Origin of the sequence: Sphingobium sp. Ant17, assembly GCF_000588875.1 — a bacterium.
Classification (GTDB): Bacteria; Pseudomonadota; Alphaproteobacteria; order Sphingomonadales; family Sphingomonadaceae; genus Sphingobium.
In genome coordinates, this window is sequence record NZ_JEMV01000001.1 from 143,951 (window position 1) to 164,053 (window position 20,103).

At 63.9% G+C, this 20,103-nt stretch carries 18 protein-coding genes and 1 pseudogene; 5 read left to right on the forward strand and 14 right to left on the reverse strand.

Translation table 11 applies throughout. From position 1 onward, the window contains the following. Positions 1–106: 106 nt before the first annotated feature. A complete protein-coding gene (locus BF95_RS00625; protein WP_081763973.1) occupies positions 107–970 on the forward strand; it encodes a peptidyl-prolyl cis-trans isomerase in 864 nt (287 codons plus the stop codon). Beyond that, positions 957–1,952 carry a HupE/UreJ family protein gene (locus tag BF95_RS00630; RefSeq protein WP_043148639.1) on the forward strand — a complete coding sequence of 332 codons (996 nt, stop codon included), beginning with the start codon at positions 957–959 and terminating at the stop codon, positions 1,950–1,952. The genes BF95_RS00625 and BF95_RS00630 overlap by 14 nt, the downstream gene beginning before the upstream one ends. Here the strand turns inward: BF95_RS00630 and qhpE are convergent. The 12 genes from qhpE to BF95_RS00680 all read right to left on the reverse strand — a co-directional run bounded on the left by qhpE (position 1,886) and on the right by BF95_RS00680 (position 14,349). Then, the gene (qhpE, locus tag BF95_RS00635; RefSeq protein WP_081763996.1) at positions 1,886–2,569 is read right to left on the reverse strand and encodes a subtilisin-like serine protease QhpE; all 684 of its coding nucleotides are present in this window, start codon (positions 2,567–2,569) and stop codon (positions 1,886–1,888) included. The genes BF95_RS00630 and qhpE overlap by 67 nt on opposite strands. Beyond that, positions 2,562–4,241: an ABC transporter ATP-binding protein gene (locus BF95_RS00640; protein ID WP_043148640.1), complete on the reverse strand. Its 1,680-nt coding sequence runs from the start codon at positions 4,239–4,241 to the stop codon at positions 2,562–2,564. The genes qhpE and BF95_RS00640 overlap by 8 nt, the downstream gene beginning before the upstream one ends. Before the next feature lie 19 nt (positions 4,242–4,260). Beyond that, a complete protein-coding gene (locus BF95_RS28570; protein ID WP_235209495.1) occupies positions 4,261–4,548 on the reverse strand; it encodes a hypothetical protein in 288 nt (95 codons plus the stop codon). Then, complete coding sequence (locus BF95_RS00645) at positions 4,515–5,255, reverse strand: hypothetical protein (protein WP_235209496.1); 741 nt, start codon at positions 5,253–5,255, stop codon at positions 4,515–4,517. Before BF95_RS00645 ends, BF95_RS28570 begins: the two co-directional genes overlap by 34 nt. A gap of 11 nt (positions 5,256–5,266) precedes the next feature. Next, positions 5,267–6,355, reverse strand: coding sequence for a YncE family protein (locus BF95_RS00650; protein ID WP_043148790.1), 1,089 nt, complete (start codon positions 6,353–6,355; stop codon positions 5,267–5,269). Between the two features lie 8 nt (positions 6,356–6,363). Further along, a complete protein-coding gene (gene qhpC, locus BF95_RS00655; RefSeq protein WP_037472200.1) occupies positions 6,364–6,723 on the reverse strand; it encodes a quinohemoprotein amine dehydrogenase subunit gamma in 360 nt (119 codons plus the stop codon). Beyond that, positions 6,720–8,174 carry a quinohemoprotein amine dehydrogenase maturation protein gene (gene peaB / locus BF95_RS00660; protein WP_043148642.1) on the reverse strand — a complete coding sequence of 485 codons (1,455 nt, stop codon included), beginning with the start codon at positions 8,172–8,174 and terminating at the stop codon, positions 6,720–6,722. Before peaB ends, qhpC begins: the two co-directional genes overlap by 4 nt. Further along, positions 8,171–9,901 carry a quinohemoprotein amine dehydrogenase subunit alpha gene (peaA, locus tag BF95_RS00665; RefSeq protein ID WP_043148645.1) on the reverse strand — a complete coding sequence of 577 codons (1,731 nt, stop codon included), beginning with the start codon at positions 9,899–9,901 and terminating at the stop codon, positions 8,171–8,173. The genes peaB and peaA overlap by 4 nt, the downstream gene beginning before the upstream one ends. Before the next feature lie 135 nt (positions 9,902–10,036). Then, on the reverse strand, positions 10,037–10,609 hold the full coding sequence (locus BF95_RS30215) for an arginase family protein (RefSeq protein WP_268747127.1): 573 nt from the start codon (positions 10,607–10,609) through the stop codon (positions 10,037–10,039). After that, on the reverse strand, positions 10,513–11,508 hold the full coding sequence (locus tag BF95_RS30220) for an arginase family protein (protein WP_051519787.1): 996 nt from the start codon (positions 11,506–11,508) through the stop codon (positions 10,513–10,515). Before BF95_RS30220 ends, BF95_RS30215 begins: the two co-directional genes overlap by 97 nt. Positions 11,509–11,521: 13 nt before the next feature. Further along, entirely contained in the window at positions 11,522–12,871 is a 1,350-nt protein-coding gene (locus tag BF95_RS00675; protein WP_043148647.1) for an agmatinase family protein, read from the reverse strand. Then, a complete protein-coding gene (locus BF95_RS00680) occupies positions 12,871–14,349 on the reverse strand; it encodes an agmatinase family protein (protein WP_235209497.1) in 1,479 nt (492 codons plus the stop codon). The genes BF95_RS00675 and BF95_RS00680 overlap by 1 nt, the downstream gene beginning before the upstream one ends. A gap of 342 nt (positions 14,350–14,691) precedes the next feature. Between BF95_RS00680 and BF95_RS00685 the strand changes: the two genes are divergently transcribed. Together BF95_RS00685 and BF95_RS28575 are read left to right on the forward strand one after the other, a co-directional pair. Then, positions 14,692–16,926: a TonB-dependent receptor gene (locus BF95_RS00685; protein WP_235209498.1), complete on the forward strand. Its 2,235-nt coding sequence runs from the start codon at positions 14,692–14,694 to the stop codon at positions 16,924–16,926. Then, entirely contained in the window at positions 16,923–17,132 is a 210-nt protein-coding gene (locus BF95_RS28575; RefSeq protein ID WP_235209499.1) for a hypothetical protein, read from the forward strand. The genes BF95_RS00685 and BF95_RS28575 overlap by 4 nt, the downstream gene beginning before the upstream one ends. A gap of 97 nt (positions 17,133–17,229) precedes the next feature. Here the strand turns inward: BF95_RS28575 and BF95_RS00690 are convergent. Next, positions 17,230–18,188: pseudogene (locus tag BF95_RS00690) on the reverse strand (bile acid:sodium symporter family protein). 190 nt (positions 18,189–18,378) lie between these two features. Here BF95_RS00690 and BF95_RS00695 point away from each other — a divergent pair. After that, positions 18,379–19,140: an enoyl-CoA hydratase-related protein gene (locus BF95_RS00695; protein ID WP_043148649.1), complete on the forward strand. Its 762-nt coding sequence runs from the start codon at positions 18,379–18,381 to the stop codon at positions 19,138–19,140. Here BF95_RS00695 and BF95_RS00700 read toward each other — a convergent pair. Then, complete coding sequence (locus tag BF95_RS00700; RefSeq protein ID WP_043148793.1) at positions 19,137–20,042, reverse strand: DMT family transporter; 906 nt, start codon at positions 20,040–20,042, stop codon at positions 19,137–19,139. The two genes, BF95_RS00695 and BF95_RS00700, sit on opposite strands and share 4 nt — an antisense overlap. Between the last annotated feature and the right edge of the window lie 61 nt (positions 20,043–20,103).

A 20,103-nucleotide genomic window follows, 5' to 3' on the forward strand; every position in this document is an offset into this window, starting at 1 on the left:
GCGCTGCGGCACTCTGGATGGGATCAAGGCTATGGAATGCGGGCTATCCCCCGTATGCGTCATTTGACGTAGGCAGGGCGAAGCGCTTGCGCCTAGAGTTGGGACCATGGCGGGCAGGGCAGAGATTATGGGGATCGACAGCAACGGCGCGGGGGCGACGCCCGGCCACGCATTGCGCGCTATGCGCAGCCGGATCGGCAAAGCCCTGGGCGATCCGCTATTTGCCTTTCTGGTCGCGGGCGTGGCTCTGTTCGGCGGCTATCAGATCATTGAACGCGCGCAAAAACCGCCGGTCGTCTTCACGCCCCAGGTCGAACAAGCGATGGTCGAGGACTATGAATTGCTCGTCGGCCGCCCTGCAACCGCCCCGGACAAGGCGCGGATCAAGCGCGACTATCTGGCCGAGGAACTGCTGTTCCGCGAAGCGATCGACCGCAATATGCATCTGACCGACGGGGAAACCCGCAAGCGGCTTGTCGACAAGGTCCGCTACCTGATCGCGGGCGCTCCGCCCGAACCGACCGACGAACAATTGGTCAACCATTATGCCGACAATCTGGCACAGTATCGCGCAGAACCGCGCACCAGTTTCACTCAGGTCTATCGGGCACAAAAGCCCGCCGACGCGGCATTGCTGCTGGCGCAGCTCAATGCTGGGGAGAGGATTCCCAGCGACGATTTCTGGCTGGGTCGCACCTTCCCCCGCTATGGCGATTCGATGGTGCGCGGCATTTTCGGCCAGCCCTTCGTCGCCACGCTCAAGACCGCCCCGGACGGACGCTGGTTCGGCCCGGTCCAGTCGCCACGCGGCTGGCATTTCGTGCGCAAGAGCGAGAGCATCCCCGCCGCCATGATCCCCTTCCCCGCGATCAAGGATCAGGTGCGGCAGGATTATATGATTGCCCATAGCGAAGCCGCCATCGACAAGGCGCTGTCGGGCCTCAAGGAGAAATATGATGTGGAAGAATAGTCTGGCCGCCCTCCTGCTCGCGCTGGCGGCCTTGCTGCCGGGCACGGCGATGGCCGACATCTTCCTGTCCGCCGATTTCGCGCTGACGCGTGGCGAGGATGCGAACAGCTATGAATTCACCGCCGCCGTGCCCGAAACAGTGGGTCATCCCGCGCCGGTCCTCTGGCCGCAGGGCTGTCGCCAGACCGCGATGACGCGCCAGACGAGCGGCGGCCGCGCGCAATATGCCTATGAATTCGCCTGCGAGCGTCCTTTCAGCGCGGGCGACGTCATCCAGACGCCGTGGAAGGCCGATGGCGGCCGCTTCGTCACGAATGTCATGGGCAGCCAGGTCGATCGCAGCCTGACGGGCGGCACGAAAGGCATTGCCGTTCCGGTGGGCGAAACCGCGGTAGGCGAACGCGCCCTGACCCAGATCGCGCCTGAATTTCTGGCCCAGGGCGTCTGGCATATCTGGCTTGGCTGGGACCATCTGGCGTTCGTTCTCTGCCTTGCCCTGCTGGCGCGCGGGCGGGACCTGCTCTGGCTGGTCAGCGCCTTTACCGCTGGCCATTCCATTTCGCTGGCCGTCGCCTTTTGCGAATTGGTCCATGTCCCCGTTCCCCCGGTCGAAGCCGCCATCGCCCTGTCGATCGCCTTCATGGCGCGTGAGGCTTTGCTGGTCGGGAAAGGCGAACAGGCCTTCGCCTTCCGCCGTCAGTTGACCGTGGTGTCGCTGTTCGGCCTGCTCCACGGCTTGGGCTTTGCCACCGCGCTGGGTGAGCTGGGCGTGCAGGCGGGCGAGAAACTGCCAGCGCTCATCTTCTTCAACATCGGCGTCGAAGCAGGACAATTGCTGTTCGTCGGGGCTATCATGGCGACGCTGGCGGGCCTGCGCGCTATCTCGCTCGCCGCGCCGGTGCGGGTCGCGGCGCTCTATGCCGTCGGCGCGATCGGCTGCTTCTGGATGGTGGAGCGGGTGGCGGGGTTTGGCATCGCCTGATCGTCCAGACGGTCCCGCGCGACGATCCCGCTGACATTGGCTACCGCGAAACTTACGCCATAGAGGTTGCGCCGTTGCTCGACGCCGGGGATCGGACGGGGATGGCCGGACGCATGGGCGATCCCGTCCCGCACATCATAGGTGTCGCGCGAGCAGTTCCAGTCCAGGGCGACACCCAACACCCCGTCCAGACTGCCCGGATAGCAGGGCTGCCCATCGACATCATGCGCGGCCACGATCAGTACGCCTGCCTCCACGGCCCGTTCCACCGCCGCCGCAAAGGCCGGGGCGTGCGCCGGGTTGACGGTGCCAAGGCTGAGGTTGATCATATCGACCGGCACCTCGACCGCCAGGTCGATAGCGCGCACCAGCGCCCGCGCGCTAGTCCGCAGCCCATCGTGAAACACCCGGATCGGCAGGCACAGCGCAGCGGGGGCCTGCTCCATGATCGCGGCCGTCACCGCCGTTCCATGCCCCAGCCGGTCGAGCGTATCGTTCTCCGTTACCGCCCCATCGCGCGCCACGGCGAAGCCGGGCAGCAGCCGCGCCGCGTCGATATGCGGATGGTCAGGATGGACGCCGCTGTCGATGACGGCGATGCGTACCGGGTCAGGCATCGACCATTTCGCTGCGCTGCTCGACCCGCGCATGCCCATCGGCCAGGGTGACGACCATATCCGCCATCCGCGCCATGGCAGGCTTGTGGGTGATGATGATGATCGTCGCATCGGGCAGCGCGCCGCGTAGTCGCCCAGCGATCAGTTGCTCGGTCTCGCCATCCAGCGCCGAGGTTGGCTCGTCCAATATCAAGATGCTGGGCGAGCGCAACAACGCCCGCGCCAGCACGATCCGCTGCCGTTCACCGGCCGACAGCGCCATGCCCCGTTCCCCGGCGCGCGTCGCATAGCCGAGCGGCAGCTTGGCGATGAAGCCATCCAGCCCCGCCGCATGGGCCGCCGCTTCGATCTGTTCGCGCCTCACGTCTGGCAGGGCAAAGCCGATATTCGCCGCAATCGTATCGTTGAACAAATAGGGCGACTGATCGACCAATATGATCTCCCGCCGCACATCATCGAGCCGATAGGCGCGCAGGTCGCGGCCATTGACCAGCACGTGCCCCGCATCGGGATCGAGATAGCGCACCATCAGGTCCGCCATGGTCGACTTGCCCACACCGCTGGGGCCGAGAATGGCGCACAAGCTGCCAGCGGGGATCGTCAGGTCGATGTCGCGCAACACCGCATCGCGATCATAGCGCATCGCCACCTGTTCGAACCGCATCGTGCCCGCCCGGTCCAGCGCGACCGCATCGTCTCGTTCGACCACCTCCGCCTTCGTATCGAACAGTTCGAAAATCCGCCCCAGCGACACGCGCGCCGATGCGAGGCCCGACGTCAGCCCCATCAGCGTCTGGATCGGCGAGAGCAGCCGCATATGATAGGTCATGAAGGCGACCAGCGTGCCGATGCTCATCCCATCCTCGATGATGCGCCAGCCGCCATAGAGGATCACCGCCGATGTCGCCGCCGTCATCAACGTGCCCGGCAGTGCGCCGGTCATGAAGGAGGCGACCTGCATTTTGAGCATAGCACCGACGAAGGCATCATTGCGTCCCTTGAACCGGTCCACTTCATGCTCGCCCGCGCGCAGGGACGCGACGACACGCATCCCCATCACCGTATCGACCAGCAGGCTACCAAGGTCCGCGCCCTTTTCGCGCATGTCGCGGGTCAGCGCGGTCAGGCGGCGCTGATAATAAGCGAAGGTCGCAAGGCTGGCCGGCACCAGCACGACGCTGACCAGAAAGAGTTTCCAGTCGAGCCACAGCATCATCGCGACGCAACCGACAAAGAACAGCAAATTGCTGACCACCGAGAGCAAGGTGTCGGACGCGATCCGCTGCACGTCACTCACGTCGCTGTTCATTCGCGACACCAGATCACCCAGCCGGAAGCTGCCATAAAAGCGCGGCGACAGCGTCTGGAGATGGCGCAGCAGCGCCGCACGAATGTCGTAGAGCATCGCCGCCGACAGCGCGACATAGCGATAGCTGGCCAGGATATTGACCGCGAACCCGGCGATGGTGACCGCGATCATGATCGCCGCGATCTTCACCAGCGCACCCATGTCCCGGCGCAGCAACGCCTCGTCGATCATGAGTTTCGAGAGGTAGGGCTGGGCGAGGCCCAGCATGGTCGACACAAGGCTGATCGCCAGCACAACGACCAGCGCCGCGCGATAGGGTTTCAGGAAGGGGGTCAGCCGCTTGTAAGCGCCCCAGTCCGCCACCGGCGCACGCGTCCCGTCGCTATGCCGCCTGCCGCCGGGGCACCAACCGAGCCCCTTCCAGTATGAAGCCCGGCTCCGGCATCTTCGCGAGAAGCCCGGTACACCAGCGATGTCCCTCCAGCAGAGCCTCCTGCTGCGACCGCCACCAGTCGCCCGTGCCGCCGGTCGTGTAGAATTGGGCGCACAGCAACAGGTGCCGTCGCATCGCCGCAATCAGCATAGATTGATAATGGGTCAGAAGCGCGGTGGCGTCTTGACCCTCGGCGATGCCGGTCACCACCGCTGCGGCAAGGATAGCCTCGCGCACCGACTGCGCCGTTCCATCCCCGCAGATCGGGTCGAAGCCCAGCGCCGCCGTGCCGCAGGCGAGCCAGTCCTCCCCGCACAAGGCATATGCAGGCGCGGCGCGGCAAGGAACGGGGTCGATGCGGCCCCCACCGCATCGACCACCGGCGCGATCAGGCGACTTTGCGCCAGCAGATCGTCCAGTGATCCGCCAACCCCCAGCAACCAGCCTTGCCCTGCTCCGGCCGGCACCAGGAACAGCCAACCGCTCGCGACCGCTTCGACCCGGCCTTCCTCGTTGCAGGCCGGATCGCGCAGCGCGACCTTGGCCGCGACAGCCCTGCGGTCCCCGAAGACATGCATCTCCCCACACGGCATTGGCGGGGCGGCGTGGATGGTGAAATCCACCGCCCCGTCGCGCGGCGCTGGCTTGCCCCCTGCCAGCACAGCCTGCACCTCGTCCTCCGACGCCAGTGCCGCGCCATGCGGCACCATGACCGGTGCGCCGCCCCCCCAGGCGACCACACGGCGTTTGATACGGGGACTGTCGGCGAACAGATCGGGCCGGTCGAACACGCTTCGGACCAGCGCCAGTGCTGCATCACTGAGCAATATAGAAGGTACGGGTGGACGATGAGCGGCTTCGCTTGCGACCCGAAGGCCCGCCTCATTCAATATATGCGCACATGTCGTAGCGGCAATCCCGCTTCCTTTTATGCCGACGATCATGCGCTTATCCGTCATTCCACCGCGACCATGCCCGCACCGGTGGTGTCATAGCCCAGGTCCAGTGTCGTCTCATGCTTGAGCGTCTTGGCGTCGTAAATCTCTAGATCATAGCTCGCGCCGTAGATGTAAAGCTTCGCCCCATCGGTGGACATGCCCAAGCGGAAGCGCGAACGGCAGGGGAATTCCGCCTTGTCGACCACGGCATTGGTGGCCATGTCCATGTGCCAGAATTCGCAGCGCTTATTGCCCAGTTTCCCGTCAGTGACGACCGTATAGGCATGTTTGCCATCGGGGGTGACCTGCAATCCCGCCATCGCTTCGGGTGCGGGGCCGATGGGGGTAAAATCAAACTGTCGGGTGGACAGGTCGAACCGCGCCATGCCGAACATCTTGTTATGGACATAGGGATCGGCGGCATTGAACAGCGAGACATATTGGCCTGGCGTGCGGATCGCGTCGAGCGTACCGCCAAAGCCGACATTCTCCATACCGGTGCCCTCCGGCTTGGCGAGGTCGATCCGGTCGGTGACTTTCAATGTCGCCACGTCAATGATCGCAACCTTCTCACCGAAGGCATAAAGATATTTACCGTCGGGCGACACTTTATAGCCCGAACGCCAGCCGCCGGATCGCTCATCCTCCTTCTCGATTTCGGCAGTGCGGACGACCTTTTGCAGTTTCAGGTCGATCACGCCATACATAGGCTTGCTGACGGTATAGCGGTCGATGCCTTTCTCGAACTTCGAGATGACGGTGTAGAAGAAGCGCCCGGTCGGATCGGGCACCCCGCCCCAGAAGCGATAACGGGTGGTGCCGTCGTTCAGGCTGAACTTGTTGATCACCTTGCGCGTCGCGGTATCGATCACTTCGATGCCGCTGGTGGTGATGGTCGTCACATAGATGCGCTTGCCATCGTCGGACAATTGCATCGATGTGGGCAGGCCCGTGTCCAGCTTGATGGTGCTCGTGACAGCACCCTTGCCCTCTTCGAAGACCAGCAGACGGTCGGGATAGGAGCCCATGAACAACGTCGCGGCGGACGCGGGGATGGCGCTCAACAGGGCCAGGCCAGCGCCCAGCATCAGACGATATTTCTGCATCGCGCGCCTCATGGAAAAACGAGATCGAGACTGCGCCAGTCCTTCGTGGCGGTGGCGCAGTTGCTGGCCCAATCGGGCGAATAATTGACATGGTCGGGCACCTGCACTGGCCAGAAGCAGGTGACATAGCAGTCGTAAATGTCGCGCTCGACCGGCTGGCACAGCCCCGCCGTACCGCCGCCCGCATCGACCTCCCAGCCGGGTGAGAAGGACAGCGAACAGCCCATCGGCACATGCGGGCGCGGTGCCTGTTGGAGGGCGACGACATCTTCCTCCATATCGGCGTCGGGTGATACCGCCGCCTCCATCTGCGTCACGGCCTCATCGATCCGCTGCGCCTTTTTATTGATGGCACGAAGATGCTTCATGACAGCCCCTTTCTTTCGGCAAAGCGTTCGAGGAAGCCCGGATTACGCACCGACAGCACACCGTAAATGCGCAGGCACGTGTCGGTCCACTGGCGTATCCAGTCGCAATAATGGAGGTTGGCATGGCCCGTGTCGCCATAGCGCACGAACGCCTCATGGTGGCACCCGCCAGCGCAGAGCGGCCGCGCCCAGCAGCTTTGGCAATCATATTTCGCCTCGACATGTCCCTTGGCCAGGAACGCGCCCTGCTTGGCCCGATCGATGCCGCTGGAGACATGGCCCATGCTGTGCGTGTCGGCATCGGTGAAGCGGTGGCAGGGGGACAGGTCGCCCGATGGGCTGACCCCCATAAGGCCCAAGCCTGCGCCGCAGGGATGGGATTTGTTGACGCCTGAAATCAGTTCGCTGATCGTTTCGCTGACATTGGTGAAGCCGTGGGACTCACCGCGCAGGGCATATTCGAGCCACTCTTCGGCCAGCAGGTTGAACTGCGCCAGCACGCTGTCCATGCCATTGCCGTCGAGCGAATAGGCGCGTTCCTCCCCCGTCGTCACCGGCGCGAAACCGACTTCGTGGAAGCCCAGATCATCCTTCAGATGGCGGAAGATGCGGACCACATCGGTCACACCCTCGGTCAGCGTGACCCGCGCGGTGATGGCGCGGGTCTTGTGATGGGCGATCAGTGTGCGCAGCCGCGGTTCGATCACCGCATAGCTGCCCTTGCCATTTTTATAGACGCGATGCTTGTCCTGCAATTCCGGCGGGCCGTCCATGCTGACGGTCACGCCGACCCGGTTGTCCGACAGAAAGGTGACGATGTCCGGCGTCAGCAGTGTCGCATTGGTGGTCAGGCTGTAGGTGATGCCCTTGCCTGCTGCTGCCGTTGCTGCATTGGCATAGTCCACCACATCGCGCAGCAGCTTGAAGTTCATCAGCGTTTCGCCGCCGAAGAAGGTGATATGCACCGCCTTGCGCCCGACCGCCTCGGCGATCAGCAGGTCGACCGACGCCTTGGCGGTGTCCAGCGTCATATATTTGGGCTTGCCCGCCGGTGTCGCGATCTTGTCCGCGCCGAACTCATAGCAATAGGTGCAGGCGAGGTTGCACTGGTTGGTGACGTTGAGGACCAGCGCCTGCAGCGGGAAGTCGGCGGGCGGCGCTTGGGGCACTTCCGCCACCGGCATGCCATGGCCAAGATGAATGAGCCGCGCCTGCCGCAATTCGCGCACCAGCCCGTCGGCGTCCTCCTGCGCCCGCCCTTCGCTCACCAGTTCGCGCACCAACATGGCGTGGGTCAGTTCCTGCCCATCCAGCCGGTCGAGCACCGCGCGGACATCCGCGTCGATCTCGAAGATCGCGCCGGCGCTGACCACATACACGAAGTCGCTGCCGCCCGCATCAAAGCCATGATATTCCGCCCGGCGATAGGTGGGTGCCTGCATCACGGTCATTGCGACACCTCCGGCTGATCCCATTTCTGATAGGCGGGCACGGTGACCACCATATAGGCGCGCGCGCTGAGCGGCTTGCCGAACCTGTCCTTCTCATTCTTGGCCGTCGCCACGACCCAGACATCGCCATAATTGTTGCGGCCAAAGCGGCGGGCCGGGTTCGGCCCTTCGACATTGGGGGTGAACAGCGCCGCAGGGCTGAGCGCGCCGACATATTTGGCGTCGTCGTCATAATAGACGGCCAGGAACTCCTGCATCGACCAGGTGACATCGACCGGCCCGACCGCGATATCGTCCGGCGTCCCCTGCTTCCCATCCATGCCGTTTTCGAAGCCAATCGCCTCGAACTGGGCATAGCCCTTGGGAAATTTGATCCCGCCCAGGCGCGATACGGCGGTTTCGGGTGTCACCTTTATATAATCGATCTTGTTATAGACCGGATAGGCCTTTTCCAGCACCGCGCCGCCGATCGCAACATCGCGCTGCCCCGATGGTGCGCTTGCCGCGACATCGGCGGTCACGACCAGTTCCTGCGGACTGGCAGACACGATCTTCGTCGCGGTTACGCCAGCGCCCAGGTCAATGTCGGAAGCGGACAGCGAAGCGGACATGTTATGGCCTATTATGCGGAACTGCGCGCCCTTGGTTCCAGCCTTGACCGGCCCCGGCACGACGGCCAGTACGGCGGGCGCAGCGGTGGCGCGGATCAGTTTCACGTCGAGGCCGAATTCCTGATAATCGCCCCAGTACCAGCGACCTTGTGCGTTTTGCTGATCGGGAGCGAACCACATTGTTTCGCGCGCGGCGGTGGCGAGGTCGTCGGGCTTGCCAGCCGCTGCCGCCCCCTTGGACGAGCCGCGCCAGCTATAGCCGGCATAGACGATACCGGTGCCGCTGCGGCTGACGGTGCCGCCATTGTTCAGCGACTTGAGCGTGCTGCTGGTTACGAACTCGTCGGCGCTCTTGCCGGGCTTGACACTGAACGCCCCCACGAAGCGCCCCTGCCCCGGCGCGGAGGCCACGACCAGCCATTCGCCCGCCAGGCGCGGCACGCTCTGGCGCGATCGCCAGGCCGCCCATTCGGGCGTGTGCAGCGGCGCGGCCTTGGCCATGTAGCCCAGCGCATATTCGCCGCGCAGCATCTTGTCCTTGGGGTCGCGGCCCGCAGGCTGCTCGCTATCCTCGGCCGGTCGGCGATATTGCGCATCGGCCTGCGAATACATGGCGACGTGCAGATCCTGCAGCGACTTCCATTCCGTCTTGGACCGACGCCAGGACAGGGGCTGGGCGAAGCTGTGGCAGACGGCACAGGCACCGCGCATCGTTTCATTGGGGATGTTGGTTTCGTCGATTGTACGCTTTTCAGCGAGATACATGACCGGCAACGCCTCTTGCGGTGCCAGGCCGTGCGAGGCGGACAGCGACTTGACCACGGCGCGCGATTCTTCGGGTGTGATCGGCAGGCCGTTCAGCCGCACCATCCGCTTGATCACCTGCGCCCAGCCTTCGGGCGTTGTCCGTACCCAGCTGATCCGCGACAAATTGCCCTTCGCATCAGGCGCATGACATGTGCCGCATTTTTCCTGGACCAGCGGGTCAGTGACCGGAATGCCGGGATCGCTTTCCTTCATCGCCACGCCGTCCGGCCCGCCATCCGCCTGCGCGAACACCACCGACGCGGAAAAGAGGGCCAGCAATCCGAATTTCGAGACAGTTGTCCGCTTCACCCTATGTCCCCCTTTACGCGAACCCTGCCCGCGTGAACCCGAAGCCTAGGCAGGTGCCCCCGCAGCACCATTGCCCAAATGACGTATGGCCCAATGACAATCCGCCATGCCAAACTGGACGACCGTCAAGATTTTTCAGCTTTTCTTTTTCGGACCGTAATATTCGTCCTGGCCATGTTCGACCGACACCGGGTTGAAATAGCCAGGCGGCAGGCCCTTCTTGCGCATCGCAATGCCCGCCAGACAGGCGTTCAGCAGATAATTGCTGTTGAGCGCGGTCTTGTAGCTGGTGTCGAGATAGGGCGCGACTTCGACGATATCGATGCCGGCAATGTCGTTTTCGGCGCATAGCCGCCGCATGATCGGCTGCGCCTCCCGCATGGTGAGGCCACCGGGAACCGGCGTCCCGGTGCCAGGCATGAAGGCCGGGTCCAGCACGTCGACATCGAACGATATCCACAGCTTCTTGGTGTTGGTCCGCGCTTCCTTGAGCGCGCGTTCCATCACCTTTTCCCAGCCCCACTTCTCGACTTCGACCATCGTGTGGTATTTCATGCCCTTGTTGCGCATCCACCCGAATGTTTCGAGGTCCGGCCCGCGCGCACGCAGCCCTACCTGGACATAATCCTGCGGGCGGACATGGCCTTCATGCAGGACGCGATAGACGGGCGATCCGTGCGTGATCCAATGGACGCCGTTGCGGCCCACATCATAATGGCTGTCGAAATGGACGACGCGACATTACCCTTGCCATGCACGTCGGCGGCGGCGGCGACATTGGGATATTCCAGGCTGTGGTCGCCGCCGATGACGATCGGGATCGCGCCCGTCTGTGCGATTTCGCGCACCATCTCGCGGACATGGGCGACCGATCGTTCGGTACTATTCTGGTCGATCGCGATATCGCCATAATCGACGATCTCCAGCACCGAACTGGGGTTGATCATCGAATACATATCGTTGCCGCCCGCGCCACCGGTCATGCGCAGCGCGCGCGGACCGTCGATCGCGTTGCGCCAGCCCGACCCCATGTCGAGCGGTGCGCCGACGATCGCGACATCGACCTTGCCCGCGCGCAGATCTTCGGGCGTCATCGCCACCGGCGCACCCGCAAAGGTCGCAAAGCCGCCACGCCGCCCGCCAATATAGCGGCCCAGGTCCATCGGCCCGGCATCGCGCTTGGGGTCCATCACCAGTGGACGCTTGGCCTTCCACGCATTGAACCAGGCCGATCGCGTATCGAGCGGAATGGTCTTGGCGTCGCGCCCTTCCTTATATTCGACCTGCTCGTGCAGGGCCGCGATCGCATCGATATAGGTGACCAGCTCAGCTGCGGGCAGCGTGCGGATGCGATCGAACAGCACATCCTTTTCGACATAGCGGCCGGTTTGCCCCTGTTTGATCAGCGCGACCTTTTCAGGCGCGATACCGCTCAGCTTGGCCGCGACATCATCGGGGAGCGTCACTGGCTTGGGCTTGCCCATGATGTCTTCTTGCGGAATGGGCGGTGGCGGGTTGGGCGTTTCGAACGCATCCCCCGCCAATACGGAGGTCGCCGCAGCGGCCGCCGCCATGCTCCATCCGGTTATGGCGTTGATCGACGGCATCGCTTCTTCTCCCTCAACGCTTGGCGGTCTTGACCGACATGCCCGTCTTGCGCATCGCGATGCCCGACAGGCAGGCATGCAAGATATAATTGGCGCTCATCCGGCTGACATAGGTCGGGTCCAGGATCGGCGCGGCGTCGAGCAGGTCGAAGCCCACCACCTTGGTCTGCGCGCAGAGTTGCCGCACCATCGGGATGGCCTCCCGCATGGAGATACCGCCCGGCACCGGTCGCCCGGACGCGGGCGCATCGCCCGGATCAAGCACGCTCATGTCGAACGAGACGAAGATATTCTCCGGCCCTTTCTTGAGGCCCGAGAGGATGTCATTGGTCACCGCCTGCCAGCCGCGCTCCGTCACCGCAGCGGTCGACAGGATGCGCACGCCACTGTCGGTCAGCCGCTTCTGCGTGGCGACATCGGCCCCGCGCCCGCGCAGGCCCACCAGCGTCACGTCGCTGCCGCGCAGCAGATTCTGCTCCATCAACCGGGTCAGCGTCTGGGTATCGGAAATCATATGCGCATCATTCAGGTCGGCATCGGCATGGGCATCGAACTGCACCAGCGCGACCTTGCCCGCGCCATAGGTATCGACCATCGCCGCGACATCGGGGAACATGATCGTATGATCGCCGCCGACGATGAAGGGGATCGTGCCCACGCTCGCCATTTCGGCGATCATCGCGCGGATATGATCGAGCCCCCGGTCAGGTGCCATATAGTCGGGGGCCAGATCGCCATAGTCCGCGATCGACAGGACGAGGCCCGGATCGATCCCGCCATCGGCATCCGCCCCGACCAGCCCATCCATGCCACGCAGCGCCATCGGCGCATGTTTGGCATCGCGCCAGCCCGACGAGAAATCAAGCGGCACGCCAACGAAGGCGACCTCGACCTTGCCCGCGACCAAATCCTCCTTACGGATAGCGACGGGCGCGTCGGCGAAGGTTGGGATCGCCCCCTTCTGGAATTGATAGCGTTTCAGGCTGAATGGCCCATCGTCGCGCTTCAATTTGTCGAACATCTTGGGGCGGACGGTGGTGCCTGCATTCCATCCGCGCGCCTGCGGATTAAGCGCGATCTCCGAGGGGTCGCGCCCGGCTTTGAACTTGCTGTCCTCGACCACTGCCATCAGCGCGGTGGCATAGGCATCGACATCGGCGGCGCTGCGTCCAGCGAGCGCGACCTGGAGTTTCTCCGCCGTCAGGCCAAAGCGCGTCAACATCACGGGGTCGGACAGAAACGCCTTCTTTTCCGGCGACAGAGTGGCGAGCGGATCGCTGGCCTGTGCATGGGCCGGGCCGCACAGGGTTGCGATCGCCAGGGCAGCGGCGGCGCACCGCGCCAGCAGGGGGGTGCGTGCCATCAGTTCTTCTTCCCATAATAGCTGTCGAGGCCGTGATCGACCGAGACGGGGTTGAGATAGCCGGGCTTCAAGCCCTTCTTGCGCATGGCGATCCCCGCCAGGCAGGCGTTCAGCAGGAAATTGCTGTTGAGCGCGGTCTTGTAGCTGGTGTCGAGATAGGGCGCGACTTCGACGATATCGATGCCGGCAATGTCATTTTCCGCGCACAGGTTGCGCATGATCGGCTGCGCCTCCCGCATCGTGAGGCCGCCGGGGACTGGTGTGCCGGTGCCGGGCATGAAGGCCGGGTCCAGCACGTCGACGTCGAAGCTGATCCACAATTTCTTGGTGCTGCCCCGCGCTTCCTTCAGCGCGCGCGCCATCACCTTGTCCCAGCCCCATTTTTCGACCTCGACCATCGTGTGATAGCGCATCCCCTTGTTGCGCATCCATCCGAACGTCTCCAGGTCCGGCCCGCGCGCGCGCAGCCCCACCTGGATATAGTCGCTGGCGCGGACATGGCCTTCGTTGATGACGCGATAGACTGGCTGGCCATGGTCGAGCAGATGGACGCGGCCGCGACCGATGTCATAATGGCTGTCGAAATGGATGACGCCGACATTGCCCTTGCCATGCACATCGGCGGCGGCGGCGACATTGGGATATTCCAGGCTATGGTCGCCGCCGATCACGATCGGGATCGCCCCGGTGCGCGCAATTTCGGCGACCATCGCCCGCACATGATCGACGCTGCGCTCGGTGCTGTTCTGGTCGATGGCGATATCGCCATAATCCACGATCTTGAGCGCGGCGTTGGGGTTGATCATCGAATACATGTCGTTGCCGCCCGCGCCGCCGGTCATGCGCATGGCGCGCGGCCCGTCGATCGCGTTGCGCCAGCCTGATCCCATGTCGAGCGGTGCGCCGACTATCGCGACATCGACCTTGCCCGCCTTCAAATCTTCCGGCGTCATCGCTACCGGCGCACCTGCAAAAGTCGCAAAGCCGCCGCCCCAACCGCCGACATAGCGCGTCAGTTCGATCGGCCCGACGTCCCGTTTGGGGTCCATGCTGTTCGGCCGCCTGGCCTTCCAGGCGTTGAACCAGGGTGAGCGGGTGTCGAGCGGGATCGCCGCGACATCGCGCCCGGCCTTGAACTCGACCTGGGCATGCAGCGCCTGCATCGCGTCGATATAGGCGCTGATCTCTTCGGGCTTGCCGGTGCGGATGCGGGCGAAGAGCGCGTCCTTTTCGACATAGCGCCCGGTAACGCCGCTTTTGAGGAAATCGACCTTCGCCTTGTCGATGCCTGCGAGCTTGGCTTCGACATCCTTGGGCAGTTCGAGCGGCTTGGGCCGTCCCATATCATCCTCGGCCGGCATTTGCGGCGCAGGGGTTCCTGCATTGGGCAGCTGCGACGGCAAATCGCCCGCGACCGCAGCCCCGATGGCCGCGATCCCGGCCATGCTCCATCCCGTGACGGCGCTCAAAGACGGCATGTCATTCTCCGGCCCGGTCCACCGCGATCATGCGATGCGGGCATAGGCAACAGATATGGAACAGGTTTTCCCGCCCCTCTCCCAACGGGTAGGCGGGGACGCCCCCCAACCCCAATGGGGCATTTGACGTAGAATAGGCCCATGGTGACCTGGACGAACAGGCTACGTCAAATGCCCCATGTCTGACTGCCTGCGCACTCCATAGCCTTTGCCCCAGATCAGAAGAACAGGAGGCGGCAGCCCATGCCGTCCAAAGCAGGTCGTTGCCGCTGCACAAGCACGGAACGACGGATCCGGGAGGGGTCAAGGGCAGGGAAGACAATGGACAAAAAGGGGAAGACCATGTCGTATCGCGCAAAAATCAAAATGGGGCTGTTGTCCGCGACGATCATATCGGGCGCAGCGTTCGCAACGCCCGTCCTGGCGCAGGAACCGCAAGCCGCCGCCGAAGCGGACAGCGACGTCATCGTCGTCACCGGCACGCGCCGCTCCACCACGCTGATGGAAACGCCTATCAATATTTCGGCGATCGGCGCGGCGGAACTCGCCAGCGAGCGGCTGGACGACGTGCGCGACCTGGGCGCGTTCACGCCGGGTATCACCGTTACCGACACCGGCCCGCGCGGCGCGGCCACCATCGTCATGCGCGGCCTGTCCGCCGATGACAGCGGCGCGACCGGGGCCAATTATGACAATGCGATCGGTACTTATCTGGGTGAAATCCCGCTCTATCTCGACTTCAAGTTCATCGATATCGAACGGATCGAGACATTGCTGGGGCCGCAGGGCACGCTTTATGGGCTGGGAACGCTGGCTGGCGCGATCCGCTACATTCCCAACCGGCCTGACCCAACGAAGTTCAGCGTCGAAGCGCATGGTCGCGTCTATGATGTCGCGCACAGCAAGGGCGTCGGCTATGTTGGGGACGCCGCGATCAACATCCCGCTGATCAAGGACGTCATCGCCTTCCGCACCGCAACCGGCTATTATTACGACCCCGGCTTCATCGACTATCCCTATCTGGTCAAGACGCCCGGCGTATCGATCGCCCAGCCGGGCGGGCTCGACAATCCGACCGGGACGCAGGCGCAGCAGGACGCCAATTTCGCGGGCCGCAAGGATCTGAACTTCGAAAAGACGTTCACGACCCGCAACCAGCTCGGCCTCTCGGTGCCCGACTTCAACGCTTATCTGACCTATGCCTATCAAAAGACCAAGACGGATGGGGCGCAGGCCACCACCGACGGCATTGTCGGCGAAGGCAAATATGAGTCCGCCAAGCGTTTTGCCGAACCATCCACCCGCCGGTCGACCCTGATCAGTCTGGAAATGGAAGCGCAGTTGGGCGACGTGTTCCAGGCGGTCTGGGCGTCGGCCTACACCAAGACCAAGAACAACACGGTCGGCGACGTCACCGACCTGCTGCTCGACCTGGACTATGATTATGAGCTGTTCCCGGCCTTTGCTGGCTTTACCACCAACGACAACAGCCGCACGCAGTTCAACCAGGAAATCCGGCTTGTTTCGACCCATGGCGGGCCGTTCAGCTGGGTCGTCGGCGGCTTTTACAACAGCATGAAGTTCAAGTCGGACAGCGTCGAACGCCTGCCCGGTTTCGCCGAATTCGCCGCATCGCCGACCGGCAGCGACATCTATGGCGGCTTCTACGATGGCCTAATCCGTCCCGACGGCGCGGAATATGTGTCCTTCACCCGGTCCAAGACCGAGGAGCAGGCTGTATTCGGCGAACTGAGCTTCAAGCCGATCGAGCAGTGGCAGATCACCGCGGGCGGCCGCTATTTCAAATATGATACGTCGATCACCGGCGGTTCCGATACGCCGATGACCCGCGCTGGCCGTCGTCGGATGCCCTATCCCAGCCTTACCGTCGATCCGTCCCGTGTGCGCAGCGGGCAGGCCAGCGACGATGGCTTTGTCTGGAAGTTCAACACCTCGTTCAACTTCACCCCCGACCTGATGGCCTATGCGACCTACAGCAAGGGCTATCGGATCGGCGGCGTGAACCGTGTCGTCCCTTGTATCCAGCCGCTGCCGCCCGGTCAGAATCTGTGTGCGCTGCCTAACGAACTGACTTTTGGGCCAGACAAGGTCAAGAATTTGGAACTGGGCGTGCGTGCGCAGCTGTTCGATCGCCGACTCAGCACCAGCGTTTCCGTATTCCAGGTCAAATGGGATGGCATTCAATTGGCCAGCCAGACGGTCAATGGTGCGATCGGCATCACGGCGAATGGCGGCAAGGCCAAATCGCAGGGCGTCGATTTCAGCTTCAATGCCCGCGTCACGGACCAGTTCACCATTCGCGGCAACTATTCCTACCTCGATGCCAAGCTGACGCAGGGCGTGCCTGACCTGCTATCGACTGCAGACGGCTTTGCGAGCCTGGAGTCGGGCGATCGTTTGCCGGGTTCGGCCAAGCATTCGGGCGCGGCGTCGGCGGTCTATACCATCCCGATGGGGGAGAATGATCTGCGCCTGAACTGGACCGCGACCTATACGGGCAGCATCCTGACCCGGTCCGGGCGCACGGGGCGGCGGCGAAGCTGCCTGACTATATGATGCACCGCGCAGCGGCGACCTATAGCACGGACGTCTGGGAAGTCAGCCTGTTCGCCAACAACATCTTCGACAAATATGCGATCACCGGCGTTTCCAACGACCTGACCCGCCGTGGCCAGATCAATGACGGGATCATCTATCGCGGCTATGCCCAGTCGGTCGCGCAACCGCGCACGATCGGCATCGAAAGCCGCATACGGTTCTGATAGGTCCGCCCTCCCCGCGCCCAAAGCGTGGGGAGGAGAGCGCCGCTGAAAAATGACGGAGGGAGGGAAGCGCATGAACCGCGCTTTCCTCCCTTCATCATTGATCCACCTGCGCCCCGTAGCGCCGCGCCAGCACGGCGCAGACCATCAGCTGGATCTGGTGGAACAGCATCAGCGGCAGCAGGATCGGCCCGACCGCCGCCGCCGGGAACAGCACGCCGGCGATCGGCACGCCGGTTGCCAGGCTCTTCTTCGACCCGCAAAATTGCAACACGATCGCATCCTCGCGGGTCAGCCCGATCAGCCGCCCCAGCCCCAATGTCAGCACCAGCACGATCACCAGCATGACGCAGGAGACGCCCGCCAGCAGCGCCAACTCGCCAGCTGACACGCTCTGCCACAGCCCCTCCACCACGGCGGCCGAGAAGGCGGCATAGACGACGAGCAGGATCGAGCCGCGATCCACCCATCCGATCTTCGCCTTGTGCCGTGCCACGAACTTGCCGATCCATGGCCGCGCCAGATGGCCGACGAGAAAGGGCAGCAGCAATTGCAGCACGATCCCCTCGATCGACGCCAGCGATACGCTCGTCCCGCCCTGCCGCATCAGCAGCGCGACCAGCAGCGGCGTCGCGACGATGCCCAGCAGGTTGGAGAAGGACGCGCTGACCACCGCAGCGGCCACATTGCCCCGCGCGATGGCGGTAAAGGCGATCGACGACTGCACGGTCGAGGGTAGCAGCGTCAGGAATAGCAGCCCCGCACGCATGTCATCGGGAATGACGCCGATCTGCTGCGTCGCGAGGCCAATCAGCGGGAACAGAAGGAAACTCGTTCCCAGCACCGCCAGATGCAGCTTCCACGCCCGCATCCCGTCCCAGATCGCCGCGCGCGACAATTTCGCCCCATGCAGAAAAAAAAGCAGCACGATGCCAGCGTCCGCCACCATCCCCGCAATCAGCGCACCATCCCCCCGCGCAGGCAGGATCGACGCTAGGGCACGGTCGCCAGCAGCAGCAAGAGGAAAGGGTCGAGGGCGTGGCGCAGTCGGTTCATCATGGGGCTAGGCCTTGGGCTGACAGACGGCGGGGGGATAGACGCGGCCCGCCGCTTGCGCCAACAGTTTCGCCAGAGACATGCAGGCGTGGGTCGTGATCTGGATGGTAGCTGTTCCCCGGCGAACAATAGTTCCAACCGCCCGATCAATGCCCATCGGTAGTGACAGAGACATAAGGGAGAGCGCATCGTGAGCGAGTCCATCGCGATCATCGAAAATATCGCTGGCGTCATCGAAATCCATATCGACCGCCCCGACAAGAAGAACGCCCTTACTGCCCCCATGTATCATGCGATGATCGCCGCACTTGCCGATGCCTCGGCGCGCGCCGACATCGGCGTGGTCCTGTTCACGGCCAATGGCGATGCCTTTTGTGCGGGCAATGACCTGAAAGATTTCATCGCCGGGCCGGAAGGCGCTGCCGCCGCCTTCGCCTTCATTTGCGCCATCGCCGCCTTCGACAAGCCGATCGTCGCCGCCGTGCAGGGGCTGGCGGTGGGCGTCGGCACGACCATGCTGCTCCATTGCGACCTTATCTACGCCGCGCCCGATGCCCGTTTCATCATGCCCTTCGTCAATCTGGGGCTGGTGCCGGAAGCCGGGTCGAGCCTGCTCGCGCCTGCGACGCTGGGCCATGCCAAGGCGGCGGCGATGCTGATGCTGGGCGAACCGATGGACGCGGAGACGGCCGATCGGGCGGGCCTGGTCACGGCGGTCGTGCCTGCCGCAACGCTGCGCGACCATGCGCGCGCCAAGGCGACGGCCTTGATGGCGAAGCCGCCCCAGGCGCTCGCCACCACTCGCCGCCTGATGAAGGGCGATCCGGCCATTCTAACTGCCCGGATCGAGGAAGAAGCGCAGTTGTTCCGCGCGACGCTGCAATCGGCCGAAGCGCAGGAGGCGTTTGCCGCCTTCTTCGAAAAGCGCGCGCCGGAGTTTCGGCGGGGTTAGGTCAAGGCGCGGTCGCGTTTCCCGAACCGCATTTCGCTCACGATCATGGAGGCGACGATCAGCAGGCCACCGGCGAGCGCCAGCGGCGGCAGGCGATCGCCCGCGATCCGCCCGATGATCCCCGCCCAGACCGGCTCGCCCGCATAGATGAGCGTGGCGCGGGTCGGCGACACGCTGCGCTGCGCCCAGTTCATCACGAACTGGATGAGCGCCGTGATCAGCCCCAACCCGCAGGCCGACAGGATGACCGTCCACGACAAGGGCGGCACCGCTTCGCCCGCCGGGACCATGCAAGCGAAGGCCAGCAGCGCGGTTACCGCCAGTTGGACGAGCGTCACCCGCGCGACATTGACGCGTCCCGCCCATAGGCTGATGAAGATGATCTCCAGCGCGATGGCGAGCGTGCTGATCAGGGTCAGCAATTCACCTGTCCCCGGCTCCACGCCATCCTGCGGCGCGGCGATCAGCATGAGGCCGACGAACGCCAGCGCGACCCCGGCCCAGCTGGCGATTCGCGGCCGCCTGTGCAGGATGATCCATTGGAGGATCGGCACCAGCGGCACATAGGCGGCGGTGATGAAGGCCGATGTGCTGCTCGATATCGTCTGAAGCCCCCAGCTTTGGAGCGAATAGCCCGCAAAGATGCCGAGGCCGATCACCAGACCAGCGCCGAGTTCCTGCCGCGTGATGCCGCGCAACAATGGCCAGGCGAGCGGCAAAGTGACGAGGGTCGCCGTCCCGAAGCGCAACCCGACGAAGAAGAACGGCCCGGATTCGCGCATGGCGTGATGCACAATCAGGAAAGTCCCGCCCCACAGGATCGTGATGCCGATCAGCGCGAGTTCGGGGCGGCCGATGATCAGGCGGCTGGTGGGGGGTGGGGCGGGAGTAGCGGACGACATAGTGCCGCGCTGTCCGCAATGCAGCGCGCCGTCAAGCGCGCGAATGGGCCACACATAACCC